Origin of the sequence: Sulfitobacter sp. PS-8MA, assembly GCF_040933935.1 — a bacterium.
Classification (GTDB): domain Bacteria; phylum Pseudomonadota; class Alphaproteobacteria; order Rhodobacterales; family Rhodobacteraceae; genus Sulfitobacter.
The window spans coordinates 1,480,270-1,506,726 of the sequence record NZ_JBFQYJ010000006.1 but is presented as its reverse complement, the minus strand read 5'-3'; the positions used below and the strand labels follow the sequence as shown (position 1 = coordinate 1,506,726).

25 protein-coding genes are annotated in these 26,457 nt (G+C 63.6%); 12 read left to right on the top strand and 13 right to left on the bottom strand.

Annotated features, from left to right (window positions below):
- Positions 1 to 51 precede the first annotated feature (51 nt).
- The 5 genes from AB4M76_RS11315 (at position 52) to AB4M76_RS11295 (ending at position 7,905) form a co-directional block, all read left to right on the top strand.
- Positions 52 to 1,194 (top strand): pyridoxal phosphate-dependent aminotransferase, encoded by a 1,143-nt coding sequence (locus AB4M76_RS11315; protein ID WP_368441959.1) that lies wholly within the window; start codon positions 52 to 54, stop codon positions 1,192 to 1,194.
- Between the two features lie 64 nt (positions 1,195 to 1,258).
- Positions 1,259 to 2,476, top strand: a complete 1,218-nt coding sequence (locus tag AB4M76_RS11310) for an N-acetylmuramoyl-L-alanine amidase (RefSeq protein WP_368441958.1) — start codon at positions 1,259 to 1,261, stop codon at positions 2,474 to 2,476.
- Between the two features lie 129 nt (positions 2,477 to 2,605).
- Positions 2,606 to 5,170: a penicillin-binding protein 1A gene (locus AB4M76_RS11305; RefSeq protein ID WP_368441957.1), complete on the top strand. Its 2,565-nt coding sequence runs from the start codon at positions 2,606 to 2,608 to the stop codon at positions 5,168 to 5,170.
- A 111-nt stretch (positions 5,171 to 5,281) separates the two neighbouring features.
- Positions 5,282 to 6,406 (top strand): peptide chain release factor 2, encoded by a 1,125-nt coding sequence (gene prfB, locus AB4M76_RS11300; RefSeq protein ID WP_368441956.1) that lies wholly within the window; start codon positions 5,282 to 5,284, stop codon positions 6,404 to 6,406.
- Between the two features lie 89 nt (positions 6,407 to 6,495).
- Positions 6,496 to 7,905, top strand: a complete 1,410-nt coding sequence (locus AB4M76_RS11295; protein WP_368441955.1) for an amidase — start codon at positions 6,496 to 6,498, stop codon at positions 7,903 to 7,905.
- 6 nt (positions 7,906 to 7,911) lie between these two features.
- Here AB4M76_RS11295 and AB4M76_RS11290 read toward each other — a convergent pair whose 3' ends face one another.
- Entirely contained in the window at positions 7,912 to 8,670 is a 759-nt protein-coding gene (locus tag AB4M76_RS11290; RefSeq protein ID WP_368441954.1) for a helix-turn-helix transcriptional regulator, read from the bottom strand.
- 259 nt (positions 8,671 to 8,929) lie between these two features.
- Between AB4M76_RS11290 and AB4M76_RS11285 the strand changes: the two genes are divergently transcribed.
- Positions 8,930 to 9,298 (top strand): hypothetical protein, encoded by a 369-nt coding sequence (locus AB4M76_RS11285; RefSeq protein WP_368441953.1) that lies wholly within the window; start codon positions 8,930 to 8,932, stop codon positions 9,296 to 9,298.
- Between the two features lie 13 nt (positions 9,299 to 9,311).
- On the opposite strand, the gene ilvN is transcribed toward AB4M76_RS11285, so the two are convergent.
- The 6 genes from ilvN to AB4M76_RS11255 form a co-directional block, all read right to left on the bottom strand.
- Positions 9,312 to 9,872, bottom strand: coding sequence for an acetolactate synthase small subunit (ilvN, locus tag AB4M76_RS11280; protein ID WP_368441952.1), 561 nt, complete (start codon positions 9,870 to 9,872; stop codon positions 9,312 to 9,314).
- Between the two features lie 72 nt (positions 9,873 to 9,944).
- Positions 9,945 to 11,699, bottom strand: a complete 1,755-nt coding sequence (locus AB4M76_RS11275; protein ID WP_368441951.1) for an acetolactate synthase 3 large subunit — start codon at positions 11,697 to 11,699, stop codon at positions 9,945 to 9,947.
- A 378-nt stretch (positions 11,700 to 12,077) separates the two neighbouring features.
- Entirely contained in the window at positions 12,078 to 12,905 is an 828-nt protein-coding gene (locus tag AB4M76_RS11270; protein ID WP_368441950.1) for an arginyltransferase, read from the bottom strand.
- A 71-nt stretch (positions 12,906 to 12,976) separates the two neighbouring features.
- Positions 12,977 to 13,429 carry an RDD family protein gene (locus AB4M76_RS11265; protein ID WP_368441949.1) on the bottom strand — a complete coding sequence of 151 codons (453 nt, stop codon included), beginning with the start codon at positions 13,427 to 13,429 and terminating at the stop codon, positions 12,977 to 12,979.
- Between the two features lie 48 nt (positions 13,430 to 13,477).
- A complete protein-coding gene (locus AB4M76_RS11260) occupies positions 13,478 to 13,885 on the bottom strand; it encodes a DUF2852 domain-containing protein (protein WP_368441948.1) in 408 nt (135 codons plus the stop codon).
- A 135-nt stretch (positions 13,886 to 14,020) separates the two neighbouring features.
- Entirely contained in the window at positions 14,021 to 14,494 is a 474-nt protein-coding gene (locus tag AB4M76_RS11255) for a YbaK/EbsC family protein (protein WP_368441947.1), read from the bottom strand.
- A gap of 117 nt (positions 14,495 to 14,611) precedes the next feature.
- On the opposite strand from AB4M76_RS11255, the gene AB4M76_RS11250 reads away from it, so the two are divergent.
- The 4 genes from AB4M76_RS11250 to AB4M76_RS11235 all read left to right on the top strand — a co-directional run bounded on the left by AB4M76_RS11250 (position 14,612) and on the right by AB4M76_RS11235 (position 19,535).
- Complete coding sequence (locus tag AB4M76_RS11250; protein ID WP_368441946.1) at positions 14,612 to 17,416, top strand: glutamine-synthetase adenylyltransferase; 2,805 nt, start codon at positions 14,612 to 14,614, stop codon at positions 17,414 to 17,416.
- On the top strand, positions 17,413 to 17,685 hold the full coding sequence (locus AB4M76_RS11245; protein ID WP_368441945.1) for a hypothetical protein: 273 nt from the start codon (positions 17,413 to 17,415) through the stop codon (positions 17,683 to 17,685). The genes AB4M76_RS11250 and AB4M76_RS11245 overlap by 4 nt, the downstream gene beginning before the upstream one ends.
- Before the next feature lie 62 nt (positions 17,686 to 17,747).
- Positions 17,748 to 18,986: an RSP_2647 family RNA methyltransferase gene (locus AB4M76_RS11240; RefSeq protein ID WP_368441944.1), complete on the top strand. Its 1,239-nt coding sequence runs from the start codon at positions 17,748 to 17,750 to the stop codon at positions 18,984 to 18,986.
- On the top strand, positions 18,987 to 19,535 hold the full coding sequence (locus AB4M76_RS11235; protein ID WP_368441943.1) for an RSP_2648 family PIN domain-containing protein: 549 nt from the start codon (positions 18,987 to 18,989) through the stop codon (positions 19,533 to 19,535).
- A gap of 3 nt (positions 19,536 to 19,538) precedes the next feature.
- On the opposite strand, the gene AB4M76_RS11230 is transcribed toward AB4M76_RS11235, so the two are convergent.
- The 6 genes from AB4M76_RS11230 to AB4M76_RS11205 form a co-directional block, all read right to left on the bottom strand.
- Positions 19,539 to 20,222 (bottom strand): M48 family metalloprotease, encoded by a 684-nt coding sequence (locus tag AB4M76_RS11230; protein WP_368441942.1) that lies wholly within the window; start codon positions 20,220 to 20,222, stop codon positions 19,539 to 19,541.
- Positions 20,223 to 20,294: 72 nt separating this feature from the next.
- On the bottom strand, positions 20,295 to 20,726 hold the full coding sequence (locus tag AB4M76_RS11225) for an OsmC family protein (protein ID WP_368441941.1): 432 nt from the start codon (positions 20,724 to 20,726) through the stop codon (positions 20,295 to 20,297).
- Positions 20,727 to 20,799: 73 nt separating this feature from the next.
- Positions 20,800 to 21,987 (bottom strand): VWA domain-containing protein, encoded by a 1,188-nt coding sequence (locus AB4M76_RS11220; RefSeq protein ID WP_368441940.1) that lies wholly within the window; start codon positions 21,985 to 21,987, stop codon positions 20,800 to 20,802.
- Positions 21,987 to 22,157, bottom strand: coding sequence for an apolipoprotein acyltransferase (locus AB4M76_RS11215; RefSeq protein ID WP_368441939.1), 171 nt, complete (start codon positions 22,155 to 22,157; stop codon positions 21,987 to 21,989). The genes AB4M76_RS11220 and AB4M76_RS11215 overlap by 1 nt, the downstream gene beginning before the upstream one ends.
- 6 nt (positions 22,158 to 22,163) lie before the next feature.
- Positions 22,164 to 23,555: a DUF2927 domain-containing protein gene (locus AB4M76_RS11210; RefSeq protein ID WP_368441938.1), complete on the bottom strand. Its 1,392-nt coding sequence runs from the start codon at positions 23,553 to 23,555 to the stop codon at positions 22,164 to 22,166.
- 201 nt (positions 23,556 to 23,756) lie between these two features.
- Positions 23,757 to 24,596 (bottom strand): AAA family ATPase, encoded by an 840-nt coding sequence (locus tag AB4M76_RS11205; RefSeq protein ID WP_368441937.1) that lies wholly within the window; start codon positions 24,594 to 24,596, stop codon positions 23,757 to 23,759.
- Between the two features lie 169 nt (positions 24,597 to 24,765).
- On the opposite strand from AB4M76_RS11205, the gene dksA reads away from it, so the two are divergent.
- Positions 24,766 to 25,188, top strand: coding sequence for an RNA polymerase-binding protein DksA (gene dksA, locus AB4M76_RS11200; RefSeq protein WP_368441936.1), 423 nt, complete (start codon positions 24,766 to 24,768; stop codon positions 25,186 to 25,188).
- Between the two features lie 75 nt (positions 25,189 to 25,263).
- On the top strand, positions 25,264 to 26,454 hold the full coding sequence (locus AB4M76_RS11195) for an FAD-dependent monooxygenase (protein WP_368441934.1): 1,191 nt from the start codon (positions 25,264 to 25,266) through the stop codon (positions 26,452 to 26,454).
- The last annotated feature ends 3 nt before the right edge of the window (positions 26,455 to 26,457 follow it).

Genomic DNA, 26,457 nt, shown 5'->3' with positions numbered 1-26,457 from the left:
CGCCCGGCATCAGGCGGGTTGAAAGCACATGCCAAGAGTAGGAGCAAGCCCATGCGCAATTCAACCCGATCTGCCGTTGATCCCTTTATCGTGATGGATGTGATGCAGGCCGCCACCGCCGCCGAGGCCGCAGGCCATCATATCATCCATATGGAAGTGGGCCAGCCGGGCACCGGGGCGCCCAAAGGCGCGGCGGAGGCGTTGACGAAAGCCATGCAGGACGGGCCTTTGGGCTATACCGTGGCGCTTGGGCTGCCTGCTTTGCGGGCGCGGATCGCGCAGATGTATGGCGAATGGTACAACGTCGATCTGGACCCGGCGCGGGTGGTGATCACCCCGGGTTCCTCGGGCGGGTTCTTGCTCGCCTTCACCGCGCTTTTCGACACCGGCGACCGTGTCGGCATCGGCGCGCCGGGCTATCCGAGCTACCGCCAGATCCTGCGCGCTTTGGGAATGCAGCCGGTCGATCTGCCCGCGGCCCCTGAAAACCGCTACCAGCCGGTTGCGGCGGATTTCGCGGATGAAGACCTGCGCGGCCTGCTGGTCGCCTCTCCGGCCAACCCCTCTGGCACGATGCTCGACCGCCCGGCGCTCAGCGCCATTACCGAAGCCTGCGCGGCCAATGATATGTCCTTCATCTCGGACGAGATTTACCATGGCATCGAATACGACAAAAAGGCCGTGACCGCGCTTGAGGTGACCGATGATTGCTATGTGATCAACTCCTTCTCCAAATATTTCTCCATGACCGGCTGGCGCATCGGTTGGATGGTGGTGCCCGAAGATCAGGTCCGCGTGGTCGAGCGGATCACGCAGAACATGTTCATCTGCGCGCCCCATGCCAGCCAGATCGCGGCGCTGGCCGCGATGGATTGCGATGACGAATTGCAAGCCAATCTCGCCGTCTACCGTCGCAACCGCGATTTGGTGATCGCGGGGCTGAAAGAGGCCGGTTTCACCGACATCGCGCCGCCCGATGGGGCTTTCTACGTCTATGCCGATGTCTCGCGCTTTACCGATGACAGCCGCGCCTTTGCGGCGGAAATTCTGGAAAAAGCCGGGGTCGCGGTGACACCGGGGCTCGATTTCGACCCGCTGCGCGGCCATAAGACCCTGCGTTTTTCCTATGCGCGCAGCACGGCGGATATGGAAGAAGGTGTGGCCCGGCTCAAAGCCTTCATGGCGGCCCGCTGAGCGCTGGTTTGCCGGTGTGGCAGATGCTAGAAGGGCGCAAATGAGCAGGGCAGGGTAACGTGGAATGCGGGCAGTTCTAAAGGTACTGGCAGTGGCGCTGGCCTGCGCGGGGCCAGCGGCGATGGCGCAGGAAATGACCGCGCTGGCGCGGGTCGATCCGGCGGCCAGCACGGTCAAGGACGGCTGGTTTGGCAAGACCGATCTCACCGTGGCGCTGAGCCAAGGGGTGCCCTTCCGCGTCTTTCTGCTCGACGATCCCGCGCGGCTGATCGTCGATTTCCGCGAAGCCGATTGGAGCAATGTGGAGGCCGGTGATCTGCTGGCCGAACCGGGGCGGATCGCCGCCCTGCGCTTTGGTGCCTTCCAGCCCGGCTGGTCGCGGCTGGTGGCCGATCTGGCCGAGCCGATGGTGCCGGATGAGATTGGCATGCCGATTGACCCGGTCAGCGGCACCGCGCGGCTGGAGGTGACCCTGAAAGAAGTGGACGCTGCCGCCTTTTCCGAGGCCGCCGGCGCCCCGGTGGACCCGGATTGGACCGCAGCGCTCACCGCGCCGCCGAAACTACCCAGCATCGACAAAGACAGCTTCACCGTCGTGCTGGACCCCGGTCACGGCGGCATTGACCCGGGGGCGCAGCGGTCGGGCCTGGACGAGAAAGACCTGATGCTGAACTTCGCCCGCGACCTGCGCGATGCGCTGCGCCGCAAGGGGGTCGAGGTGTTGCTGACCCGCGATGACGACATTTTCGTCGCCCTTGAGCACCGCGTCGCCATCGCGCATCAGGCCGAGGCCGATCTTTTCATCTCGCTGCATGCCGACAGCCTGTCCCAGGGCGGGGCGAGCGGGGCGACGGTCTATACGCTGTCCGATGACGCCAGTGATGCGGCCACCGAACATCTCGCGGCGCGGCATGATCGGTCGGATATCATCGCCGGGGCGGATCTGACCGGCTCGGATGATCAGGTGGCGGGCATCCTGCTTGATCTTGCGCGGCAGGAGACTGAGCCGCGCTCGGACGCTTTGGCGCAGATCCTGGTCGAGGGGATGGCGCAGGCGGGTGGGCCGATGAACAACCGTCCCTTGCGCCGCGCCGGATTTTCGGTGCTGAAATCCGCCGACATCCCCTCGGTGCTGGTCGAGGTCGGCTTTCTCAGTTCCAAGCGCGACCTGACCAATCTGCGTGATCCGGTCTGGCGCGCGGCCATGGTGGCGGCCATGGCCGATGCGGTTGTCACTTGGCGGGACCGGGATGCGGCGCTCAAACCCCTGATCCGTCAGTAAGATTCAGCGGGCTTCAGCGCCCGGCCATGGGCGGTAATTCGCCCCCCGCTGGCGGCCATGTGTTTTGACCCCGCGCAGCGCATCCTGTATAGGCTGAAGGCATTCCCTAGCCAATGGTGGTCCGCGCGCGTGTTTCGTTTTATCCTGTCCTTTTTCGGCGGTATCTTTACCACCATCACCCTGAGCGTCGGCATGGTGGCTTTGACCATCGGTGCGGTGTTCTGGATGTATGGCCGCGACCTGCCCAGCCATGAATCCCTGGCGCAATATACGCCGCCGACGATCAGCCGGATTTATTCGGGTCAGGGGCGGTTGATCGACGAATTTGCCAAGGAACGGCGGCTTTTCACCCCGGCGGAGACGATCCCCGATCTGGTGAAACAGGCGTTCATCTCGGCCGAGGACAAGAACTTCTACACCCATGAGGGCTATGACCTGCGCGGCATCGGGGCGGCGGCGGTGGATGCGGTGAAATCGCGCGGGCGCGATGTGCGCGGCGCCTCGACCATTACCCAGCAGGTGATGAAGAACTTCCTCTTGTCGGGCGACCGCCGGGCGGAGCGTAAGATCAAGGAAATCATCCTCGCCTCGCGGCTTGAGGAAACGCTGAGCAAAGAGAAAATCCTTGAGCTTTATCTCAACGAGATCTTCCTCGGCCAGAACTCCTATGGGGTGGCCGCGGCCAGCCAGACCTATTTCAACAAGACCCTCAGCGAGCTGGCCCCGCATGAGGCGGCCTTCCTCGCCTCCTTGCCGAAAGCGCCCTCGGATTATCACCCGGTGCGCCGCAAGGAACGGCTGCTGTCGCGCCGCAACTTCGTCCTGCGCGAGATGAAGGAAAACGGCTATATCTCGGAAGCGGTCTATGACCATGAGGTGGCCTTGCCACTGCGCTCGGTCCAGAACGGCGATTTCGAGAGCTTCAAGGCCGAACTGCCGCCACGCGACTATTTCACCGATGAAATCCGCCGCCAGCTCAGCGAAGATTTCGGCGAGGGGGAGTTTTTTACCGGTGGTCTGACGGTGCGCGCCACCATCGACAATGAGATGCAGCCCATCGCCGCCAATGCGCTGCGCCGCCAGTTGGAGCAATATGACCGCGGGCGCGGCATCTGGCGCGGCACCCGGTTTGAAATCCCCGAGGCCGAGCTTGCCACGGAAGAGCAATGGCGCGCGGCCCTTGCCGATTTGCGGGTGCCGCGGGACATTGATCAGGAAAACCAGTGGTATCCGGCGGTGGTGCTCGAAGTCGGCAGCAGTGACGCGCGGATCGGCATCGAAGGTGTCGAGAATGACGAAGACGGGCACTGGATTCCGGCCAAGGACGTGCAATGGGCGCGCAAACGGCTGGATGACGGCAAGCTTGGCCCCAAGGCCAAGGTCGCCGGTGATCTGCTCGATGTGGGCGAGGTGGTGCTGGTGCGCCGCATGACCTCCGACAGCGACGGCTCTTTCATCCGCTGGACCCTGCGGCAGGTGCCGGAAGTGCAGGGCGGCTTTGTTGCGATGGACGTGCATACGGGCCGCGTGATCGCAATGCAGGGCGGGTTCTCTTACCAGGCCAGCGTGTTCAACCGGGCAACACAGGCCAAACGCCAGCCGGGGTCGAGCTTTAAGCCCTTCGTCTATGCCTCGGCGCTCGATAGCGGCTATAGCCCGGCTACCATCGTGGTCGACGCGCCGATCGAGATCAACACCCCGCAGGGCGTCTGGCGGCCGCAGAACGCCTCGCATAAGTTCTATGGCCCGACGCCCCTGCGCACCGGGATCGAACAGTCGCGCAACCTGATGACCATTCGTCTGGCGCAGGAAGTCGGCATGGATGTGGTCGGCAGCTATGCCGAGCGTTTCGGCGTCTACGACGATCTGGCGCCCTTGCTGTCCAATGCGCTCGGCAGTCAGGAAACCACGCTGTATCAGATGGTTTCGGCCTATGCGATGTTCGCCAATGGCGGTGAGCGGGTGCAGCCGACCTTGGTCGACCGGGTGCAGGACCGCTATGGCCGCACGGTCTATCAGCATGATGAGCGCAAATGCTACGATTGCGAACAGATCAACCTCGCGCCGGGCCAGGCGCCCAAGGTCATTTCGAACCGGGACCGCGTGATGGACCCGGTCACCGCCTATCAGCTGACCTCCATGATGCGCGGCGTTGTGGAACGTGGCACGGCGCGCCGGGCGATTGACCTGCCGGTGCCGATCGCAGGCAAGACCGGCACCACCAACGATGAGAAAGACGCCTGGTTCGTGGGCTTTTCATCGAATGTCGTGGCGGGCTGCTACATCGGTTATGACACGCCGCGCCCGATGGGCCGGGGGGCCGGCGGCGGGCGGCTTTGTGCGCCGGTGTTCCAGAGCTTCATGTCGGAGGCGATCCAGAAATACGGCGGCGGTGAATTCAAGGTTCCCGAACAATGCCGCTTTATCAAGATCGACCGCTATTCCGGCGCGCGGCTGAGCGACAGCGCAACGGGCGGCAATGTGGTGTCCGAATGTTTCCGCGATGGCGAAGAGCCGCTTTTTGGGATCTCCTTTGATGGCGGCTTTGCCATGGGAGCCGACTTGCCGCTGGTCGAAGAGCTTGGCGGCTCGAACGCCAGTTCCGGCCGTCAGGTCACAACCTCGACCGGCAAGAAAGCCACCGTGGGGCCAAAGGCGAGCTTCGGCACGCTGAGCTCGGGCGGTCTGTACTAACACCAGCAGGCGGTTCCTTCCGCCGCCCCACTTGTCGCCACTGGCGCGCTGGTCTATCTCTCATGCGGCCCCGGTTTTCGGGGCCGCTATACTTATCAAAGGCAGGCACAGATGCGCGCAGAAGCACAGAATACCGCAGACCAGATCAGCAAATCGCTGGAATTGCTGGCTCAGCGATTAGATGTGGAGACCGCGCCCTACCGGCTGGAAGAGTTCAACGCCCGTGTCGAGGACCCGAACCTCTGGGACAACCCCGAGGCCGCGCAGAAGCTGATGCGCGAGCGGCAGTCGCTGGTCGATGCCATGGAGACCTATGAGAGCATCAAACAGGAACTGGCCGACAATCTCGAACTGATCGAATTGGGCGAGATGGAAGAGGACGAAGAGGTCATCTCTGACGCCGAGGCCGCGCTGAAGGCGCTGGCCGAGAAGGCGGCGCAGAAAGAGCTCGAAGCCCTCTTGAACGGCGAGGCGGACAGCAACGACACCTTCCTTGAGATCAACTCCGGCGCAGGCGGCACCGAAAGCTGCGACTGGGCCAGCATGCTGGCGCGGATGTATGTCCGCTGGGCCGAGAAGAAGGGCTATAAGGTCGAGCTTCAGGCCGAGAGCCCGGGCGAAGAGGCGGGGATCAAATCCGCCACCTATAAGATCGCCGGACATAACGCCTATGGCTGGCTGAAGTCCGAGAGCGGCGTGCATCGCCTGGTGCGGATTTCGCCCTTTGATTCCGCCGCCAAACGGCACACGTCCTTCACCTCCGTGAAGGTCTATCCGGTGGTGGATGACAATATCGAGATCGAAGTGAACCCCGCCGACATTCGCGTCGACACCTACCGCTCCTCGGGCGCGGGCGGTCAGCACGTGAACACCACCGACTCGGCGGTGCGGATCACCCACCACCCCACCGGGATCGTCGTGACCTCTTCGGAAAAGTCGCAGCACCAGAACCGGGACATTGCGATGAAAGCCCTGAAATCGCGGCTGTATCAGATGGAGTTGGACAAACGCTCCGCGCTGGTCAACGAAGCGCATGAAAACGCGGGCGATGCGGGCTGGGGCAATCAGATCCGGTCCTATGTCTTGCAGCCCTACCAGATGGTGAAAGACCTGCGCACGAATTACGAGACCTCGGACACCAAAGGCGTGCTCGACGGGGATCTGGACGGTTTGATGGGGGCCACGCTGGCCTTGGCGGTATCGGGCAAGAGCCGGGCCGAAGCGCAGGGCGATTGACGTCAGACCGTCGGTCGCGGTTGACGATGATCCGGGGGTCAGCCCCCCGGACCCCCCGAAGTATTTCTGGCCAAGAAGAGGGGGGCATTGTGGAATTTCTGGAATGGGACGCGGTTGAACTGTCCGGCGCATTGGCGGCGGGGCGGCTTTCGGCTGTCGAGGTGATGCAGGCGACATTGGCGCGGATTGAGGCGGTCAATGGCGCGGTCAATGCGGTGGTCTCGCTGCGGGACGCCGATGATTTGCTGGCCGAAGCGCGGGCGGCAGATGCGGCGCCGCGGCAGGGCTGGCTGCATGGTATCCCGATGGCGATCAAGGATTTGGCCCACGCCAAAGGGTTGCCGACCTCGCAGGGCTCGCCGCTTTTTGCCGGGCGGATTGCGCAGCAGGATGACATTGCGGTGGCGCGTCTGCGGGCGGCGGGGGCGCTGATTATCGGCAAGACCAATACCCCGGAGTTCGGGCTCGGCAGCCATACGTTCAACCCGGTGCATGGGGCGACCCATAACCCCTATGATCTTGACCGTTCGGCGGGCGGGTCCTCCGGCGGAGCGGCGGCGGCGCTGGCGGCGCGGATGCTTTGTCTGGCCGATGGCTCCGACATGATGGGCTCGCTGCGCAATCCGGCCGGGTGGAACAATGTCTACGGCATGCGGCCCACCTGGGGAACGGTGCCGGGGGATCCGGCGGGGGATCTGTTCTTGCATCAACTCTCGACTTTGGGGCCGATGGCGCGCAGCCCGCGCGATCTGGCCGCGCTCCGTGACGTGAAGCGCGGCGCCGATCCGCGTTTGCCGCTGAGCGCCGAGTGGGCGGATTGTGCCACTGGCCTCACCGGAGACCTGCCGAAACAGAGGATCGGCTGGCTCGGCGATTGGGACGGCGCCTTTCCCTGTGCGCCGGGGATCATTGAGCTGAGCGAAGCGGCGTTGCAGCAGATGGCGGAGCTGGGCCATGCGGTCGCGCCCATGGCGCCGCCTTTCGACGCGGATGCGATGTGGGAGAGCTGGACCACCCTGCGCTCCTTTGCCGTCGCCGCGTCGCTGGGCGCGATCTATGACGATCCGGCGCGGCGTGAACATTTGAAACCTGCGGCACAATGGGAGGTGGCGCGGGGGCAGGGCTTCTCTGCCACTGATATCCAGCGCGCCAGCAGCATCCGCTCAAACTGGTTCCGCGCGGCGATGCAGGCATTTGAGACCGTCGATGTTCTGGTGCTGCCCTCCGCACAGGTCTGGCCTTTTGACGTGGGCGCGGTTCACCCGACCGAGATCAATGGCAGCGCGATGGACAGCTATCACCGCTGGATGCAAGTGGTGGTGCCGGCCAGTTTGATCGGCCTGCCGGTGGTGAATATCCCCGCAGGCTTTGATGCGCGCGGCCTGCCGCTTGGGCTGCAACTGATCGGCAAACGCGGCAGTGATGCGCGGCTTTTGCAACTGGCCGAAGACTGGCACCGCGCGACGGGGCTGCCGCAGGCTTTTCCGCCCAAGCTCTGACGCGGATCAGACAAAAGGGGCGTCGGGTTGCAGCAATTGCCGATGATAGGGCGCAAGACTGTCCCTATCGGCAAAGCCTGCCTCCCGCGCCGCGGGCAGGACCACGGCAAGCTCATGGCCCAGATGCTCATAAGTCAGCCGGGTGACCCGGATGCCCGCGCTGCTTTCGGGCGCCGTGCGGGTGACATAGCCAACCCAGAAATTGTTCTGGAAAGAGGCCACGCGGGTCAGGTAGTTGAACGAGCCGGTCAGCGCATTGCGCCGTGTGACCACCATCGTCACACCGTTTTCCTGCCGCGACACGATCCCGCGATACTCCCGCGCGCGCGGGCCGGTGGGCAGCCCCTGAAGCCGCAGGGATTTGGCGTGCTCGAACCCCCGCAGGAACGTATTCTCGCCCTGGCGCTGGATGTGAACGACACCGGTCACGAATTTCTCCCGCTCCAGAAAGGAATGGCGCGCAAAACGGTAGAACCCGCTCGGGAAATCCGCTTCGGGCACATTGCGCACCCCGGTGCCGAGGAAGTCGCGCAGGAAACTGTTGTTGATCGGGTCCGGACCGCCGCTGATCTGGCTCACAGGTTCAAGCAGAACCCGCGCGTCGACGCCGAAGAAATGACAGATACGCGCCAGGACATCCGGGCGGGGGAAGCTTTCGCCAGCGAGATAGCGGTTAAACTGCGTGCGGTTGATCCCCAATTGCCGCGATAGGTCAGAAATAGAGACATAGTCTTCGGCAAGCTTGCGCAGATTGGCACCAAACATGCTGCGGAGTTCTGCTGGAGATCGCATAGGGGGAGTCATGGTGGCCTCGTTCAACTTGACCGGGAGTTTGGGCCGGTCCGGCGCGAAAACCAAGAACCTTTATTGCACTGACGCTAACCTGCGTCAGATGGCGACCGGATTTGTGTCTGATCCTAGAGATATCGACACAAATTGCAAGCGGCCGGTACGCGATAGCGCGTGTCGCTCGGAGAATTATTGCTGCAAAGTAAAGGGATTAAAGCGGACGCGGGGTGTACTCATGATTGGTGTAGTTCTGTGGAGCGACAACGACGCTGGCAAGGCCGTCTTTTGGTGCGAAGACCAAGGCGACCTGGCATATTACGAAACAACGACCTTAAAAGGTCAGAACGTCTGTCTATTTGATACAGGGGATATGGTGCAATTCGATATTTCGGTGCACCGGCGGCTGCGGATCGCGGACAATCCGCGCCTGCTGCAAGAAAAGGCGGGCGCCGCCCTTCCCGACGCGCTGCGACAGCAAGCGGGGCGGCATCGGAGGGGCATGGCAACAGCACCGCGGGATGCCGCCCCGAGCAGCGCGGAGATCATTCAATTCACGCCGCGCCGGGTGGCGGCGCGGCCTGCTTCGTCAGCTTTGAAAGCCTGAGAAGGCGCGGGGGTTAGACCCCGCGCGCCAAGGCAGCCACGCCGGTGCGCGCGACTTCCACAAGACCCAGCGGCCGCATAAGCTCGGCGAAAGCGTCGATTTTTTCCGGCGCGCCGGTGATCTCGAAGACAAAGCTTTCCAGCGTGCTGTCGACCACATTGGCCCGGAAGATATCCGCCAGACGCAGGGCTTCGACACGCTGTTCGCCCTTGCCGGCGACCTTGAACATCGCCAGTTCCCGCTCCACGCTGGCGCCCTCGACCGTGAGGTCATGCACCTCATGCACCGGCACGATCCGACCGACCTGCGCTTTGATCTGCTCAATCACCTGCGGCGTGCCGCTGGTCACGATGGTGATGCGGCTTAGATGCCCGGTGTGGTCCACTTCGGCCACCGTCAGACTGTCGATGTTATAGCCGCGCCCGGAAAACAGGCCGATCACCCGCGCCAGAGCGCCCGGTTCGTTCTCGACCAGAACCGCAAGCGTGTGCTTTTCGATCACATCCGAAAAATTGGGCCGTAGGTTATAGGCGGAATGGGAGGTCGCGCCTTTCTTGATCTTCAATGCTGCCATGTCGTTGTCCTTCTCATCCTTTGCCGGAATTTTTCAGAAAATTCCGCCCCGTTTTCTCTGAAAGAAAACGCATCACACCAGCACCGATCCTTTGGAATCGATCACGCCTTGGGTCTCATGGTCTCCGGGCAAGAGCATCTCATTATGCGCTTTGCCGCTGGGGATCATCGGGAAGCAGTTCTCGTGCTTTTCGACCAGACAGTCAAAGATCACCGGCCCGTCGTGGTTGATCATCTCCATGATCGCATCGTCCAGATCATCGGGGTCCGAGCAGACAATGCCTTTGGCGCCAAAGGCTTCGGCCAGTTTCACGAAATCGGGCAAGGCTTCGGACCAGCTTTGCGAATAGCGCTCGCCGTGCAGCAACTCTTGCCACTGGCGCACCATGCCAAGACGCTCGTTGTTGAGGATGAATTGTTTCACCGGCAGGCCGAATTGCATCGCCGTCCCCATCTCCTGCATGTTCATCAGCCAGGAGGCTTCGCCCGCCACATTGATCACCAGCGCCTCGGGATGCGCCATCTGCACGCCGATGGAGGCGGGGAAACCGTAGCCCATGGTGCCGAGGCCACCCGAGGTCATCCAGCGGTTCGGTTCCTCAAAGCCGAGATATTGCGCGGCCCACATCTGATGCTGGCCGACCTCGGTGGTGATATAGCGGTCATGCCCTTTGGTCAGCGCTTCAAGCCGCGTCAGCGCGTGCTGGGGTTTGATCACCTTGCCGGACTGGTTGAACTTCAGGCAATCCTTGGCGCGCCATTCCTCGATCTGCTGCCACCATTTGGCGACCGCCTCGCTGTTGGTCTTGCGGCCGCGCGATTTCCAGACCTTCAGCAGATCTTCGAGCACATGGGCCACATCGCCGACGATCGGGATGTCGATGCGGATCACCTTGTTGATCGAGGAGGGATCAATGTCGATATGCGCCTTGGTGGATTTCGGGCTGAAACTGTCGATCACCCCGGTGATCCGGTCGTCGAACCGCGCGCCGATGTTGATCATCAGATCGCAGTCATGCATCGCCATATTGGCTTCATAAAGCCCGTGCATCCCCAACATGCCGAGCCATTTGTCGCCCGAAGCCGGGTAGGCGCCAAGGCCCATCAGGGTCGAGGTGATGGGAAAGCCTGTCGCATCCACCAATTCGCGCAGCAGCTGGCTGGCCGCGGGGCCGGAGTTGATGACGCCGCCGCCGGTGTAGAAGATCGGGCGTTTCGCCGTCTCCATCGCGGCGACCAGCTCGGTGATCTCGGCCATGTCGCCCTTGACCTGCGGCTGATAGCGCGAGGTCGAGGGTTTGGGCGACTCGTAATGGCCGGTGGCGAATTGCACGTCTTTCGGGATGTCGATCAACACCGGGCCGGGGCGACCATGGGTGGCGACATGAAAGGCTTCGTGCAGCACCGGGCCAAGGTTGTCGGTCTCTTTCACCAGCCAATTATGCTTGGTGCAGGGGCGGGTGATGCCCACGGTGTCGGCCTCCTGAAAGGCGTCTGAGCCGATCATGAAGGTTGGCACCTGGCCGGTCAGCACCACCAGCGGGATCGAATCCAAAAGCGCATCGGTCAGCCCGGTCACCGCATTGGTGGCCCCGGGGCCGGAGGTGACCAGCACAACACCGGGTTTCCCGGTGGAGCGGGCATAGCCTTCGGCGGCGTGGACCGCCCCTTGCTCATGGCGCACCAGCACATGTTTGATCGAGTTCTGCTGAAAGACCTCATCATAGATCGGTAGCACCGCGCCACCGGGATATCCAAAGACGGTGTCCACACCCTGATCAATCAGGGCTTGGACGATCATTTTCGCTCCGGTCATCTGGCGTTTCATCTTGGGTGCTCCGTAAGGCAGGTTATTGGCGTTTGGCATAAAAAAACCCCCGGTCTGACGGGGGCGCATGGGAAGGATTATGGTTTACCGTTACCGGCCCATGCGCATGTGTCCTACAATAATGACTAGCTCTGTCATGTCTGGGTCCTTTCAGCGTGGGGGGAGATTAGGTGCCAGATGGGGGAGGGTCAACAGGGAAAGGGTGAAAAAGTGATGCGCGAGGGGCGCTTGAGTGAACTTTTGTTGCGCGGGCGCGTCGGTGCGCGACATATCCGGCAAGAATTTTAGGGTTTGCGGCAGTTTTTAGATGCTCGGGCGGGGCTGCCATGACCTGCGACGGCCCATGTGAAGCGCGGAAAACATCGCAAAACCAAGGCTTTAACGGTGCGGGCCGGTAGACACATCGGGCAGGTTGATATTCGCCACCTGCTCTGCAATCGGATCGGTGCTGAGCGGATGCTGATCCGGCACAAAGCGTTCAGCGTCGCGGAGCTTTTGCCAGGTCCCGCCCATATAGACTTCGAGCCCCGAGAACTTGGCCTTATATCCCATCTTGGCGCTGCCGGGGACCCAATAGCCCAGATAGACATAGGGCAGCCCCGCGGCGCGGGCGATTTCGATATGGTCGAGGATCATGTAATTGCCCAACCCGTTGCGCGGGCGGTCCGGGCTGTAGAAGGAATAGACCATGCTCACCCCGTCACCGAGCACATCTGTCAGGCAGACGCCAACGAGCGCGTTCTGCGCCTCGGGGTCGGTATATTCGATCACCCGGCTGCGGATCGGGGTTTCTTCGATCATCGCGGCAAATTCGAACACATCCATATCGGCCATGCCGCCATCCGCATGGCGGCTGTCGAGATAGGCGCGGAACAGGTCGTATTGCTCTTCCGTGGCCCAGGGCGAGGTGGCGCGGCGTTCCAGCCCTGCATTGCGTTTCAGAATCCGGCGCTGGCTCTTGCCGGGGCGAAAGGCCGCGACATCGATCCGGGCCGAGAGACAGGCGGCGCAATCGGTGCAGGACGGGCGGTAGAGGACGTTCTGCGAGCGGCGGAAACCCTGGCTCGACAGGCTGTCGTTCAGCCGCGCGGCATTCTCGCCCTGCAAAGCGGTAAACAGCTTCCGCTCCATCCGCCCCTCAAGATAGGGGCAGGGCTGCGGGGCTGTGACATAGAATTGCGGTGTCAGAGGCAGTGTATGTCGCATGGGATTCCGGGCATTTGTCGCGCGAATGCTACCAACCCCCCTTCACTACGCCAAGAGCAAAGTTCCGGCGCCTATCGGTTCAGGCGGCAGTTCACCGGAGCGCTCGCCAGCACCATATCTGTCAGGCTTTGGCAGCGGGCGGTGGTGCAGACCAGAACGACCGAGACCAGTTGCAGCGGCGCGACCGTCATCGACAGGGAGTAGCCGATCGTATGCAGCAGCGCTGTGGCGAAATCAAAAGGCTGGTCGCGGCGGTCGCGCAGTTCCATCCCCATCAGCCGCATGCCCCAGGTGGCCGACCCGTTGGTCAGCGTGGCGACCCGGTAGGCAAAGCCAACCACCAGCATCATGAAGGGAAAGAAAAACAGGCCGGTAAAGGCCGTGAAGGGCAGGACCAGGACACAGAACAGAAACACCAGCAGCACATCCACGATCCAAGCCAGAAACCGCTTGAAGGGGATGCCTGTGTAGAACTGCGGATGCAGGTCGGGGTCCGGGGTCGCGGGGGCGTGGCTATAGGTCATATTCGGTCCTGAAAACGCCCCCCGGCGGACCGGGGGGCAGGGGGGAGATTAGGCGTTTGTGGCGCCGTCGTCGCGGGTGGCACGTTCGTCCATGAACTGGTCGAACTCCGCTTTGTCCTTGGCTTCGCGCAGCCGCTCAAGGAAGGCTTCAAAGTTGCTCTGCTCTTCTTCGAGCCGCCGCAGGGTGTCGGCCTTATAGGCGTCGAACGCCTTATTGCCGGTGCTGCGCGACATCATCATGCCGCTGGATTTCTTGGTGCAGGATTTAGATGAGAACATGCGTTTGCTCCAGATCATATAGGCCAAAAGGGCGAGGCCCGCAGGCCAGAAGAAGATGAAGCCGAGCACCATGGCAGCGATCCATGCGCCTTTGCCGCGCGCGTCCATCCAAGTCTCGGCGCGCGCGAACCAGTTGTTGCGGGCGCCAAATGTCGGGTCTGTGGTTACAGTTGTCATATGGTTGAGCCTTTCGGTCGTGGCGGGCCACTCGCCGGCCCGGGCGTTTCGAATGATGTGAATGTCTTTCACATTGAATAGATCGGCACGCCGGGCCGGTTTCGCAAGGGTCTATGTGAATGTTTTTTACATTGGTCAAGAAGGCCGAGTGAAATCAGCCAGTTGCGCCTGCGAAAGTCGCGCCATTTCTGCCGGGGCAAGGCTGAAAACATGATGCGGCGTGCCGGCGGCGGCCCAGACGAGCGGAAAGGACAGCAACTGCCGGTCAAACCAGGCGCGAGGCGGGGTCAGATGGCCGAGCGGTGCGACCCCGCCGATCGCGAACCCGGTCTGGGCGCGGATCAAAGCGGCATCGGCCTTGCCCAGAGCCTCCCCGGCCAAAGCCGCCGCATGGTCCAGATCGACCTGCCGCGCCCCGGCGGTGATGAACAAGACCGCCGCGCCGCTGTCCTCCCCCCGCAGCACAATGGATTTCGCGATCTGATTGACCTCGCAGCCAAGCGCCTCCGCCGCATCCTGCGCTGTGCGCGCCAGTGCTGTCTCGCGGATATCGGGGGTGACCCCGGCGGCTTCCAGCGTCGCGCGGACCCGTTTCAAACTCTTGCTCATCTTATGCCTCTTTCTGTCGCGCCACAGGGGCACCTTCACCGGCCAAAGTCCTACCAAGCGCAGACCCTGCCGCAACCCCCATTGACGCCATGTGGATCAGCCCGCAAAGCTGGCCCCATGACAGACCCATCGCTTGCCGCCCGGATCACCCGCTGCCCCCGCATCTACCACCGTGAACGCGCGGACGACGCGGCCGCTCTGGTCCCTGACCTCGCGCCCGAGCTGCGCGATCTGGTCTCCGCCGCCGCCTCCACCGCGCCCTATCTGATGGCGCTGCTTGAGAAAGAAGCCGATTGGCTGGCAGAGGCCGTGGCCAATCCCGAAGCCGCCCTGCGCGCCAATTGCGAAGCAGCGGCGACATGCGCGCCGGAGGCGCTCGCCAAGGGGCTGCGGCAGGGCAAACGCCGCATGGCCCTGATGACAGCGCTGGCCGATCTCGGCGGCGCATGGACGCTGGAGGAGGTCACCGGGGCGCTCACCGACTATGCCGATGCCGCCTGCGGTGCCGCCCTGCGCGCGGGACTGGCGGCCCAGATCAAACGCGGCAAACTGCCCGGCATGAGCATGGATGATCTGGCCGATTGCGCGGGCATGGTGGTTTTCGCCATGGGCAAGATGGGCGCGCGGGAGTTGAACTATTCCTCCGATATCGACCTCATTTGCCTCTTTGACGAGACCCGTTTCGCCCCGGATGATTTCCACGCCGCGCGCAGCGCCTTTATCAAAGCCACCCGCGCGATGAGCGGCACGCTCAGTGACATCACCGCCGACGGCTATGTCTTTCGCACCGACCTGCGTCTGCGCCCCGATCCGGCGGTCACCCCCGTCTGCATCGCGATGGAGGCCGCCGAGCGCTATTATGAAAGTCTGGGCCGCACATGGGAGCGCGCGGCCTATATCAAGGCCCGCCCGGCGGTGGGCGATACCGCAGCGGGGGAGGCGTTCTTGCAAACAATGCGCCCCTTTGTCTGGCGCCGTCATCTGGATTTCGCCGCCATTCAAGACGCCCATGACATGCGGCTGGCGATCCGGGAGCACAAGGGGCTGGGCGGGCCGATCACCCTGCCGGGGCATGATATGAAACTGGGCCGCGGCGGCATCCGCGAGATCGAGTTTTTCACCCAGACCCGCCAGCTTATCGCCGGGGGCCGCGACCCTGATCTGCGCAGCCGGGGCACGCTCAGCGGGCTTGAGGTGCTGGCCGCGAAGAACTGGATTTCGCCTGAAGCAGCGGAGACGCTCGGCGATCACTACCGCGCGCATCGCACGGTGGAGCATCGGCTTCAGATGGTGCAGGATGCCCAGACCCATGCCCTGCCGCGCAGCGAGACCGATTTCGAGCGCCTCGCCTGTATGATGGACATGGATACCCAAGCGCTGAAGGACGATCTGCACCGTCGGTTGCAGGCGGTCCATGATCTGATCGAGAGCTTTTTCGCCGCCAGCCGCGAAGAGCCGCAGAGTGCCTCGACCGACCATGCCTTTGACACCTCCGTGCTGGACCGCTGGCCCAGCTACCCCGCGCTGCGCTCCGAACGGGGGGCGGATATCTTTGGCCGGCTAAAGCCGCTGCTGCTCGACCGTCTGGCGCAATCGGCGAAACCCGATGAGGGGCTTTTGGCCTTTGACGGTTTTCTGGCCGGTCTGCCCGCCGGGGTGCAGTTTTTCTCGCTGCTGCGGGCCAATCCGCAACTGGGCGATCTGCTGGTCGATATCGTCGCCACATCGCCTGCGCTGGCGGTGCATCTGTCGCAGAATTCCGGCGTCTTTGACGCGGTGATCGGCGGCGATTTCTTTTCCGACTGGCCGGGGCAGGACAGGCTGACCGAAATGCTCCATGCCCATCTCGCGCAGGAAGCCGACTATGAGCTGCGCCTTGATGGCACCCGCCGCTGGGCGCGCGAATGGCATTTTCGCATCGGGGTGCATCTGCTGCGCGGGCTGATCGATGCGGCCACGGCCTCTGTGCAATACGCCGAACTGGCCCGCGCTGTCTTGCAAGCGCTTTGGCCCGTGGTGGTCGATCAATTCGCCAGCCGTCACGGGCCGCCGCCGGGGCGCGGGGCGGTGATCCTTGGCATGGGCTCGCTCGGGGCAGGGCGGCTGACGCCGACCTCGGATCTCGACATGCTGGTGATCTATGATGCCGATGGGGTGGAAAGCTCCGAGGGGCGCAAACCGCTGGCGACGCGCAGCTATTACGCGCGGCTGACGCAGGCGATGATCACCGCGATGACCGCGCCGATGTCGCAGGGCAAGCTTTATGACATCGACATGCGGCTGCGGCCATCGGGCAACCAAGGCCCGGTGGCCACCAGCCTTGCCAGTTTTGAAAGCTACCAGAAAGAACAGGCCTGGGTCTGGGAGCATCTCGCGCTGACCCGCGCGCAGGTGATCGTCGGGCCGGCGGAACTGTCCCGCGATGTCGAAGCGGTACGCCAGGACGTGCTCGGCCAAGCGGCCCCGCGCGCGAAGGTGCTTGGCGAGGTGGCCCGGATGCGCGAGCGCATCGCCGCGGCCCGCAGCCCGGCCGGGCCGCTTGATGCCAAGACGGGGGCCGGGCGCCTGCAGGACATCGAGCTTTTCGCCCAGGCCGGCGCGCTCATCGGCGGCACCGGCGCGCGCGAGATCGACGCGGGCCTCGCAGCGGCGCGCGCCGAAGGCATCATCGACCCGTCAGAGGAGGCGACGCTCTCGGCCACCTACACAAGCGCCTTTACCCTGATCTGCGCCGCCCGGCTTTTGACCGCGAAGAAGCTGGACGCCGAGACGATGGGGCAGGCGGGGGCGCAGTTTCTCTGCCGCGTTATGGGCTGCGAGGATCTGGCCCGGCTGGAGTCGCAACTGCAATCGGCCTATGAGGCCGCCGCGACGATAATTACAAAAGCGCTGCCAGTGCTTCCCGCAAAGGACGCGGAATGACCCGGAAAGACCCCGACGACCCGAAACGCCTGATCTACGAATCCTACCGGATCGATGGCATCGGTCCTGCGGAATGCCGCAGCATTTTCCTCGACTGGGCGCTGAGCCTTGCGCTGGAACATGACAGCACGCAGGCTCTGTCGCGTTTGTTGACCCGCTATGAGGCGGTGGCGCCCGATCATCCGATGACCCAGGTGCTGCGCGACGGGCAGACCACGCTCACCGCCCCGCGCCGCCGGGGGGGATGGCGCAGCCGTCCGCGCAACTGACACCGCATCAGGCGGCGCGAAAGACCTTTCGCAACGCGCCCGAACCCGGTACGAAAGATGCTATGACAACGCCACAAACGCCCTCCGCCTCACAGCCCGCCCCGCAACCTGCCTCCCTGCCGGTGGTGCGCCTTTTGCCGAAAGCAAACGTCCGCGCCATTCGCCACGGCTTTCCTTGGGTCTATGCCAATGAACTGGTGACCGACCGCCGCACCCGGGGGCTGGCCCCCGGCACGCTGGCGCTGCTGGAGGATGCCGAGCGCAGGCCGATGGGGCTGGTCGCGGTCAACGCCGCCTCCAAGATCATCGCCCGGATGATCGACCAAGACCCCAATGCCGAGGTCAATCAGGCGTGGTTTGAAACCCATATCGCCCGCGCTCTGGCCCTGCGCAGCCAGCTCTACGATCAACCCTATTACCGTCTGGTCCACGCCGAAGCCGATGGCCTGCCGGGTGTCATCATCGACCGTTTCGGCGATACCTGTGTGATCCAGCCCAATGCCGCCTGGGCCGATAGGCTGCTCGACGAACTGGTGGCCGCGCTGCAATCGGTGACGGGCGTGACGAACGTGCTGAAAAACGCCTCTGGCCGGACCCGAAAGCTTGAAGGGCTCGATGATGCCTCCGCCACGCTTGTCGGGGACATGCCCGAAGACCCGCTGCCCGTGCCGATGAACGGCGCCATCTATATGGCCGACCTTACCGGCGGGCAGAAAACCGGCCTGTTCTATGACCAGCGCCCCAACCACGCCTTTGCTGCGAACCTTGCCCGCAACGGCGCGCGGGTGCTGGATGTCTTTTCTCATGTTGGCGGCTTCTCTCTGGCCGCTTTGGCCGGTGGAGCCTCCTCCGCTCTGGCCGTCGACGGCTCTGCCGCCGCGCTGGAACTGGCCGAAGCGGGGGCGGCGGCGATGAACATGCAAGACCGTTTCGCCACCCGCCAGGGCGATGCATTCGAGGTGCTGACCGCCCTGCGCAATGAGGGCGAGAGTTTTGACGTGGTGATCTGCGACCCGCCCGCCTTTGCCCCCTCGCGCCAAGCGGTGGACGCGGGGCTGCGCGCCTATGAGCGGGTGGCCCGTCTCTCGGCGCAATTGGTGGCGGAAAACGGCATTCTGGGGCTTTGCTCCTGCTCCCATGCGGCGGACCTGAGCCATTTCCGCACCACCTCTGTGCGCGGCATTGGCCGGGCCGGGCGGCGGGCGATCTTGCTGCACACCGGCTTTGCCGGACCGGACCATCCGCAGCTGCCGCAGCTTGCGGAAAGCGGCTATCTCAAATCGCTGTTCTTCCGCCTCTAGATGACGCGCCCCCGGGTATTGATCGACACCTGCGTGCTCTATCCGACCGTCATGCGCGCGATGGTGCTGGGCGTGGCGGCAACGGGCGCGTTTGAGCCGATCTGGTCGGCGCGTATTCTGGAAGAATGGGCCCGCGCGGCGGTCAAGCTTGGCCCCGCGGGCGAAGCTCAGGCGCGGGGCGAGATTGCCCTTCTGCGCGGCAAATGGCCGGGCGCCGAACGCGCGGCGGCGCCGGGGCTGCACGCGCGGCTCTGGCTGCCGGATGCGAATGACATCCATGTGCTGGCCGTCGCCGTGGCCAGCAGCGCCGATATGATCCTGACGCTGAATGCCAAGGATTTCCCGCGCCAGATCCTTGCCGAAGAGGGGCTGAGCCGCGCCGATCCCGACAGCTATCTGCAGGGGATCTGGCAGGCGACGCCGGAACGGGTAACCCCCGTGGCCGACGCGGTCTTGCAAGAGGCACGGCGGCTGTCGGGGGAGGATTGGCAGATGCGCGCCCTGCTCAAGAAGGCCCGTCTGCCGCGTCTCGCCAAGGCGTTGGCCTAGCTCTCAGCCGTCCCACCGCAGCTGCATCTGGCGCAGCTTGTCGATCCGCTCTTCCGTCTTGGGGTGGCTCAGCAGCCAGGCCGGCGGCCGGTTGCCCCCCGATTGGCTCAGCGCGTCCAGCTTCTCGAACAGCGAAATCTGCGGGCCAATGCCGATCCCCGCCTTGGTAAGCAGCGCGGCGGCATAGGCGTCGGCCTCATATTCGTCATTGCGTGACAGCCGCGCGGCGAGCAGGCTGGTCAGCCCGCTGGCGATCCAGACGCCGATGCCGGGAATAAACCGCCCCAGCACCATCGCCAGCACGGTGCGCAAGGCGTTCTGACCAGAGAAATCAATCATCCGCCGGCGGGAATGGCCAAGCGCCACATGGCCCAGTTCATGGGCGATGACGCTGGCCAATTCCTCAGCCGTTACAGCGCCTTGGCGGAACTTGTTATAGAAACCCCGGGTGATGAAAATCCGCCCATCTGGTGCGGCCAGCCCGTTCACCGGCTCGATCTCGTAAAGATGCACTTTGATCCGCGGCAGGTCGAGCGCGCGGGCCATGCGGGCGCTGATCTCATTGAGCTTCGGATCAACCAAGGGGGTCGACTTCGCATCCAGCTCCCGCGCCGTACGCCAGGCGGAAAAGCGGTACATCGCCAGCGCATAGAGGATGGCCAGAAGGATGGGGAGCACACGGATCATGCGTTCAATATGGGGAGCGGGGGGACCGGGGGCAAGCGGCCAGGGCCTGCACCGCGGTTCTATTTGCGCCGATCAGACGAGTTTGGCGTCCATCGTGATCTCGGCGGTCAGCAGTTTCGAGATCGGGCAGTTCTCCTTGGCGGTCTTGGCGGCTTTGTCGAAATCCTCCTGCGATGCGCCGGGGATTTTCGCCTCGACCGTCAGATGCACTTTCGGCACATGGAAACCGCCGTCTTTCTGCTCCAGATGCACCTCGGCCTTGGTCTCGATACTGTCGGGCGTTAGGTCGCTTTCGCCAAGGATCATCGACAGGGCCATGGAAAAGCAAGACGCATGGGCCGCACCGATCAGCTCTTCGGGGTTGGTGCCGTCCTTGCCTTCAAAGCGGGTGTTAAAGCCGTAGGGCTGGTCCGACAACACGCCGCTCTCGGTCGAGACATGGCCATTGCCGTCTTTGAGCCCGCCTTCCCATTTGGCGCTGCCGGATTTGATGATGGGGGACATGATGGTTCCTTTCACATTGCTTGGCTTCGCCCCCTGAGGTGGCGCGAGGCAGCAACCTGTCAAGGAAGGGGGCTCAGCGCGTCATCGCCTTGATGCCCCGGCTCAAGCCTTCCAGCGTCATCGGCACCATCTTCTCGGGGCCGAAAATCTCCTGGATCATGGCGATCGACTGGGTGTAGCCCCATTGCCGTTCCGGCACCGGGTTGATCCAGAGGTTGCTTGGCCATTGATCCCGCGCCCGGGCCAGCCATGTGGAACCGGCCTCTGCGTTCCAATGTTCATTGGCGCCGCCCGGATAGGCGATTTCATAGGGCGACATGGAGGCATCGCCGACGAAGATGCATTTGTAATCAGAGCCATAGCTGCGCAGCACCTCATGGGTGGGGATCTGCGCGTCCCAGCGGCGGCGGTTGTCGCGCCAGACGCCTTCGTAAAGACAGTTGTGGAAATAGAAATGCTCAAGATGTTTGAACTCGCCCCGCGCGGCGCTGAAAAGTTCCTCCACCACCTTGATATGCGGGTCCATCGAGCCGCCGACGTCGAGAAACAAGAGCACCTTCACCGCATTGTGCCGCTCGGGCCGGGTTTTCACGTCGAGATAGCCATGTTCCGCCGTCGCCCGGATCGTGCCATTGAGGTCGAGCTCTTCGGCCGCGCCATCCCGCGCCCAGCGGCGCAGGCGTTTCAGTGCCAGTTTGATGTTGCGGGTGCCGATCTCGACGTTGTCATCAAGATTGCGAAACTCGCGCTTGTCCCAGACCTTGACCGCACGCTGGTGGCGGCTTTCCTTCTGCCCGATGCGGACGCCCTCGGGGTTGTAGCCATAAGCGCCAAAGGGCGAGGTGCCCGCCGTGCCGACCCATTTGGAGCCGCCCTGATGGCGCTCCTTTTGTTCCTCAAGCCGTTTCTTCAGCGTTTCCATCAGCTTGTCGAAACCGCCCATGGCTTCGATCTCGGCCTTTTCCTCTGCGCTCAGATGTTTCTCGGCCATCTTGCGCAGCCAGTCTTCGGGCAGGTCCACCGCGTCGAGCACATCATCCAGACTGATGTTCTCCAACCCCTTGAAGGTGGCGGCAAAGGCGCGGTCGAACTTGTCGATATTGCGCTCGTCTTTGACCATCGCGACACGGGCGAGGTAGTAGAACGCCTCCACGTCATAGGTCGCGAGACCCGTCTTCATCCCCTCCAGAAAGGCCAGAAACTCGCGCAGGGAGACCGGCACACCATGGCGGCGCAGCTGATCGAAGAACGGCAGAAACATCAGAGGCTCAGCATACGGTCCAGCATGACCGTGGCGATCATGCCGACGACGAGAAAGGCCATGCCGTAGCCCGTTGCATATTGCGCGATGTCCTTGCGGTTGCCGCCGCGTTTGCGGGCGGTCATCCCGCCGATCACCGCGCCGAGCAGTGCCAATCCGATTGCTATCATAGTCTCTTACCCGCCTAAATTGCTGGCCGATCCCCGATGCGGGTTGAGCGACGCAATCTCGCGCAGCTTGGCCCGCACGGCCCAGTCAGGGCCAAAGCCGTATCGCGCCCAGCCGATGCTGTCCAGCCTGACCCGGCGCGCCGCATGGTCGCGGCCTTCGATCTGCAAGGCTTCGGCCTTGAGCAGCAGGAGGGTGGCGAGAAGTGCCGCGTTTTCGCCCGCCTCGGCGCTGGCAAGATGCGGCTCGATCACCGCCAGAGCGGCCGCCCCGTCACCCCGGGTCACCGCATAGCCCGCGCGTTGGGTGGCGACATAGGTGCGGTGCAATGCGGTATTGGGGCTCAGGCCATAATAGCTGTCCGCCGCCGTGTAATGGCTCTGCGCCGCCACCGGATCGGTCATCTGGATCACCCGGCCCATGGCATAATGCGAAAAGGCACGGCGGTTGTCTTGCCAGCCTTGGGTCTGGGCGATGCGCAGCGCGTCCTGCGCCGCCGCCAGGCGCGTGCTGCGGCTTACATCGCGGCCCAAGGCGGTCTGGATCGCGCGGCCCCAGACCTGCGGCGTGGCGGGGGCGGGATGCATCCGCACCGCACCGCCTGCGGGGTTAAGGCGGGCCAAGACCTCGGGCAGGGCGGCGGCGGCCTCTTCGCGGGTCATGCCGGAGCGCAGCGCCGGGTCGTAATAGGCGCGCAGGATCAGCATATCGAAACCGGTCAGCACCGTATGCACATTGTCGTCATTGAACACCGAATCCGGCAGCCGGTAGAGGTCATTGAGCGGCCCGAGCGCCTGGGCCAGTTCCTCATGCAGACAGTCGCGGGTCTCCTGCGGGCTCACGTCATTGGGCAGAAAAATCGCGAGTTTGCGCCGCTCGGTCAGCCGCGTCCAATCCGTGCTGGGCGCGCGGCGTGTGCGGCGGTATTCGGCAAGGGTGCTGACATTTGGCACCACGAAACAGGCGGCCTGCGGCAGCAGCTTCTGGATCTGGTTCCGGCTGATCGCCTGAATGGTGATATTGGCGCGCTCTCCCGTGACCTGCCGCAGCTCGATCCCCGCCTCGTGGCGCAACCGCGCGAGCAGACGGGCAAGGTCCGGCGCCAGCGTGGCGGGCGCCTTGCCCGCAACCCGCAGGGTGATCGGCCCTTCGAAACGGGTCAGCACCGGCAGGGTCCGGCCGCTTTCCATTCGAAAGGCGAGGTCGAGGAAATCTTGCGCCAGCACGGTATTCGACAGCTGCGGCGGGGCCGGGGGCGCGCTGCTGAACTGTTTCATCGGGGGCAGGGTGCTGTCTGCAATCACCGCACGGCTGGCCACCTCGGAATGCGACGCCGGCACACAGGCGTTCAGCAGCATGATCATCGGCAGGACCAGTCGGGCCTTTGCGCTGCGCCTCATGCGCCTGCCCGCCGCGCAAAGAAAGCGGTGTCGCCAAAAAATGCACGCGGGTCTGCCGCTGTCGGTCCTTGCATCTGCCTGCCCCAGTGATCGCCTTCCGGGTCTTATTGCCCGTCATTGAGATCAGCCTAGGCAGGCAAGAGGTCAAAGGCGAGGCAAATTCCCCGCATTTGAGACAAAACCATCCGGGGTGTTGCGATGCTACCGCTGACGCCGCGCCATAAAGGCGAGCCGCTCGAAGAGATGCACATCCTGCTCGTTCTTCAACAGCGCCCCATGCAGCTTCGGGAGGGCGTTGGGCCCGTCCTTGGCCAGATCCGCCGCCTCCATATCCTCGGCCAGGAGCAGTTTCAGCCAGTCCAGCACTTCCGAGGTCGAAGGTTTTTTCTTCAGCCCCTGCTGCTCGCGGATCTCATAGAATTGCGTCAGCGCGGTGGTCAGCAACTGCTGTTTGATGCCCGGGTGATGCACTTCGACGATCTGCTTGAGCGTCTCCATGCCGGGGAATTGGATGTAGTGGAAAAAGCAGCGGCGCAGAAAGGCATCCGGCAGTTCTTTTTCATTGTTCGACGTGATGATGACGATGGGCCGCTGTTTGGCCCGGATCGTCTCGCCGGTCTCATAGACAAAGAATTCCATCTTATCGAGTTCCTGCAACAGGTCGTTGGGGAATTCGATGTCGGCCTTGTCGATCTCGTCAATCAGCAGCACGACCTTTTCATCGGCCTCAAAGGCCTGCCAGAGCTTGCCCTTGCGGATGTAGTTCTTCACATCATGCACCCGCTCATCGCCCAATTGGCTGTCGCGCAACCGGTTCACGGCGTCATATTCATAGAGGCCCTGCTGGGCGCGGGTGGTGGATTTGATGTTCCACTCAATCATGCGCAGCCCCAAGGCGTCGCTGACCTGCCGCGCCAATTCGGTTTTGCCAGTGCCGGGCTCACCCTTAACGAGCAGGGGCCGTTCCAGCGTAACCGCAGCGTTTACCGCGATTTTCAGGTCGTCGGTGGCCACGTAATCTTTGGTGCCTTGGAATTTCATCGTTTTTTCAACCTCGTGTGACGCGCGCTTGATCCACGGTCTTTAACCAAAAATCAAAGTCTTTGTGTAGTGACAATTGTTACCCGCTAAGATAGATGCAGCCGCAGGGGACAATGTCGGGAGACAGGCCTTTTTAATGTCTGAGTTGAGAACCGCCGGGGAAAAGCAAATGAAGCAGGAAATCTTCCTGCCGGACGATTACAGTCCGGCTGAGGACGAGCCATTCATGAATGACCGTCAGCTTGAATACTTTCGTCGCAAGCTGCTGAACTGGAAAGCGGAGCTGTTGGCAGGAAGCCGCGACACCATCGAAGCCTTGCAGGACGGCACGAGGAACATTCCAGATGTGACCGACCGCGCGTCAGAGGAAACCGACCGCGCGCTTGAGCTGCGCACCCGGGACCGCGCCCGCAAGCTGGTCGGCAAGATCGACGCAGCGCTGCGCCGGATCGATGATGGGGAGTTCGGCTATTGCATGAAGACCGGCGATCCGATCTCGCTCAAACGGCTCAATGCGCGGCCCATCGCCACCATGACGCTGGAGGCGCAGGAGCGTCACGAGCGGCGCGAGAAGGTCCATCGGGACGACTGAAATGTCTGACAAGATCAAACGCCGGGGCCTTTGCTCCGGCGTTCTTTTAGGCGCAACCGCCGCGCCGGGGGCCGGATGAGCCGGGCCGGCGGGCCCGGCAGCGGCCTGTCCAATGCCATTGTCGTCGGCGGTGGCATCGGCGGTCTGGCCTGCGCCACAGCGCTGGCGCGGCAGGGCGTGGCGGTGACGCTGCTGGAACAGGCGCCTGACTTTTCCGAAATCGGTGCCGGGTTGCAGATCAGCCCCAATGGCCTCGCCGTGCTGCGCGCGCTTGGGCTGGAGGCCGGGTTGAAAGCCCGCGGTGCGGTGCGCGGGCAGGCGGTGCATCTTTGTGACTATGCCCAAGGCGCGCAGGTCGCCCGGCTGGACCTGACCCGGCTGGCGGCGGAGCAACGCTATTACTTCGTCCACCGCGCCGATCTGGTCGATTTGCTGCGCGCGGCGGCGCAAGAGGCCAATGTCAGTTTCGAGACCGGCGCCCAGGTCGCCAGCCTGCACCCCGCTGCTCTGCCGCAGGTGCAGATGGCCAGCGGCGGGCGGCGGCGGGCGGAATTGGTCGTCTCCGCCGATGGCATCCATTCGGTCGGGCGGGTGCAGTTGAACGGCGCCGACAAAGCCGCATTCTCGGGCCAGGTCGCCTGGCGCGCGCTGATCCCCAATGACATCGACCACGGGCCAGAGGCGCGGGTGACCATGGGGCCGGGGCGGCATCTGGTCAGCTACCCGCTGCGCGACGGGCGTTTGATCAACCTCGTGGCGGTCGAAGAGCGCAGCGATTGGGCCGCCGAAGGCTGGCACCATGCCGACAACCCCGCCCATCTGCGCCGTGCCTTTGCAGGTTTCGGCGGCGCGGCGGCGCAGATGATCGAGGCGGTAAAGGAGGTCACCCTCTGGGGGCTGCACCATCACCCGGTCGCGGCCAATTGGCAGGGCGAGGGCGTGGCGCTTTTGGGCGATGCGGCGCATCCGACGCTGCCGTTCTTGGCGCAAGGCGCGAATATGGCGCTGGAGGATGCCTGGGTCCTGGCCGATTGCCTGCGCCGCCAGCCGCGCGACGCCGCCCTCGCGGCCTATCAGGCCAAGCGGATCACCCGGGCGCGGCGTATTGTCAAAACCTCGGAAGGCAATGCCGCGCGCTATCACATGGCCCCCGGGCCGCTGCGTTTCGCCGCCCATAGCGGGCTGCGGCTGGCGTCGAAACTGGCGCCGAGCCTGATGCTCGGCGCCTATGATTGGCTCTATGGCCACGATGTGACCAAAGCCTAGGCC

Excerpts from the sequence above, each read along its gene's own strand:
- AB4M76_RS11315 (WP_368441959.1), top strand. The coding sequence starts at position 52 with ATGCGCAATTCAACCCGATCTGCCGTTGATCCCTTTATCGTGATGGAT.
- AB4M76_RS11310 (WP_368441958.1), top strand. The coding sequence starts at position 1,259 with ATGCGGGCAGTTCTAAAGGTACTGGCAGTGGCGCTGGCCTGCGCGGGG.
- prfB (WP_368441956.1), top strand. The coding sequence starts at position 5,282 with ATGCGCGCAGAAGCACAGAATACCGCAGACCAGATCAGCAAATCGCTG.
- AB4M76_RS11290 (WP_368441954.1), bottom strand. The coding sequence starts at position 8,670 with ATGTTTGGTGCCAATCTGCGCAAGCTTGCCGAAGACTATGTCTCTATT.
- AB4M76_RS11285 (WP_368441953.1), top strand. The coding sequence starts at position 8,930 with ATGATTGGTGTAGTTCTGTGGAGCGACAACGACGCTGGCAAGGCCGTC.
- ilvN (WP_368441952.1), bottom strand. The coding sequence starts at position 9,872 with ATGGCAGCATTGAAGATCAAGAAAGGCGCGACCTCCCATTCCGCCTAT.
- AB4M76_RS11275 (WP_368441951.1), bottom strand. The coding sequence starts at position 11,699 with ATGAAACGCCAGATGACCGGAGCGAAAATGATCGTCCAAGCCCTGATT.
- AB4M76_RS11270 (WP_368441950.1), bottom strand. The coding sequence starts at position 12,905 with ATGCGACATACACTGCCTCTGACACCGCAATTCTATGTCACAGCCCCG.
- AB4M76_RS11265 (WP_368441949.1), bottom strand. The coding sequence starts at position 13,429 with ATGACCTATAGCCACGCCCCCGCGACCCCGGACCCCGACCTGCATCCG.
- AB4M76_RS11260 (WP_368441948.1), bottom strand. The coding sequence starts at position 13,885 with ATGACAACTGTAACCACAGACCCGACATTTGGCGCCCGCAACAACTGG.
- AB4M76_RS11255 (WP_368441947.1), bottom strand. The coding sequence starts at position 14,494 with ATGAGCAAGAGTTTGAAACGGGTCCGCGCGACGCTGGAAGCCGCCGGG.
- AB4M76_RS11250 (WP_368441946.1), top strand. The coding sequence starts at position 14,612 with ATGACAGACCCATCGCTTGCCGCCCGGATCACCCGCTGCCCCCGCATC.
- AB4M76_RS11245 (WP_368441945.1), top strand. The coding sequence starts at position 17,413 with ATGACCCGGAAAGACCCCGACGACCCGAAACGCCTGATCTACGAATCC.
- AB4M76_RS11240 (WP_368441944.1), top strand. The coding sequence starts at position 17,748 with ATGACAACGCCACAAACGCCCTCCGCCTCACAGCCCGCCCCGCAACCT.
- AB4M76_RS11235 (WP_368441943.1), top strand. The coding sequence starts at position 18,987 with ATGACGCGCCCCCGGGTATTGATCGACACCTGCGTGCTCTATCCGACC.
- AB4M76_RS11230 (WP_368441942.1), bottom strand. The coding sequence starts at position 20,222 with ATGATCCGTGTGCTCCCCATCCTTCTGGCCATCCTCTATGCGCTGGCG.
- AB4M76_RS11225 (WP_368441941.1), bottom strand. The coding sequence starts at position 20,726 with ATGTCCCCCATCATCAAATCCGGCAGCGCCAAATGGGAAGGCGGGCTC.
- AB4M76_RS11220 (WP_368441940.1), bottom strand. The coding sequence starts at position 21,987 with ATGTTTCTGCCGTTCTTCGATCAGCTGCGCCGCCATGGTGTGCCGGTC.
- AB4M76_RS11215 (WP_368441939.1), bottom strand. The coding sequence starts at position 22,157 with ATGATAGCAATCGGATTGGCACTGCTCGGCGCGGTGATCGGCGGGATG.
- AB4M76_RS11210 (WP_368441938.1), bottom strand. The coding sequence starts at position 23,555 with ATGAGGCGCAGCGCAAAGGCCCGACTGGTCCTGCCGATGATCATGCTG.
- AB4M76_RS11205 (WP_368441937.1), bottom strand. The coding sequence starts at position 24,596 with ATGAAATTCCAAGGCACCAAAGATTACGTGGCCACCGACGACCTGAAA.
- dksA (WP_368441936.1), top strand. The coding sequence starts at position 24,766 with ATGAAGCAGGAAATCTTCCTGCCGGACGATTACAGTCCGGCTGAGGAC.
- AB4M76_RS11195 (WP_368441934.1), top strand. The coding sequence starts at position 25,264 with ATGAGCCGGGCCGGCGGGCCCGGCAGCGGCCTGTCCAATGCCATTGTC.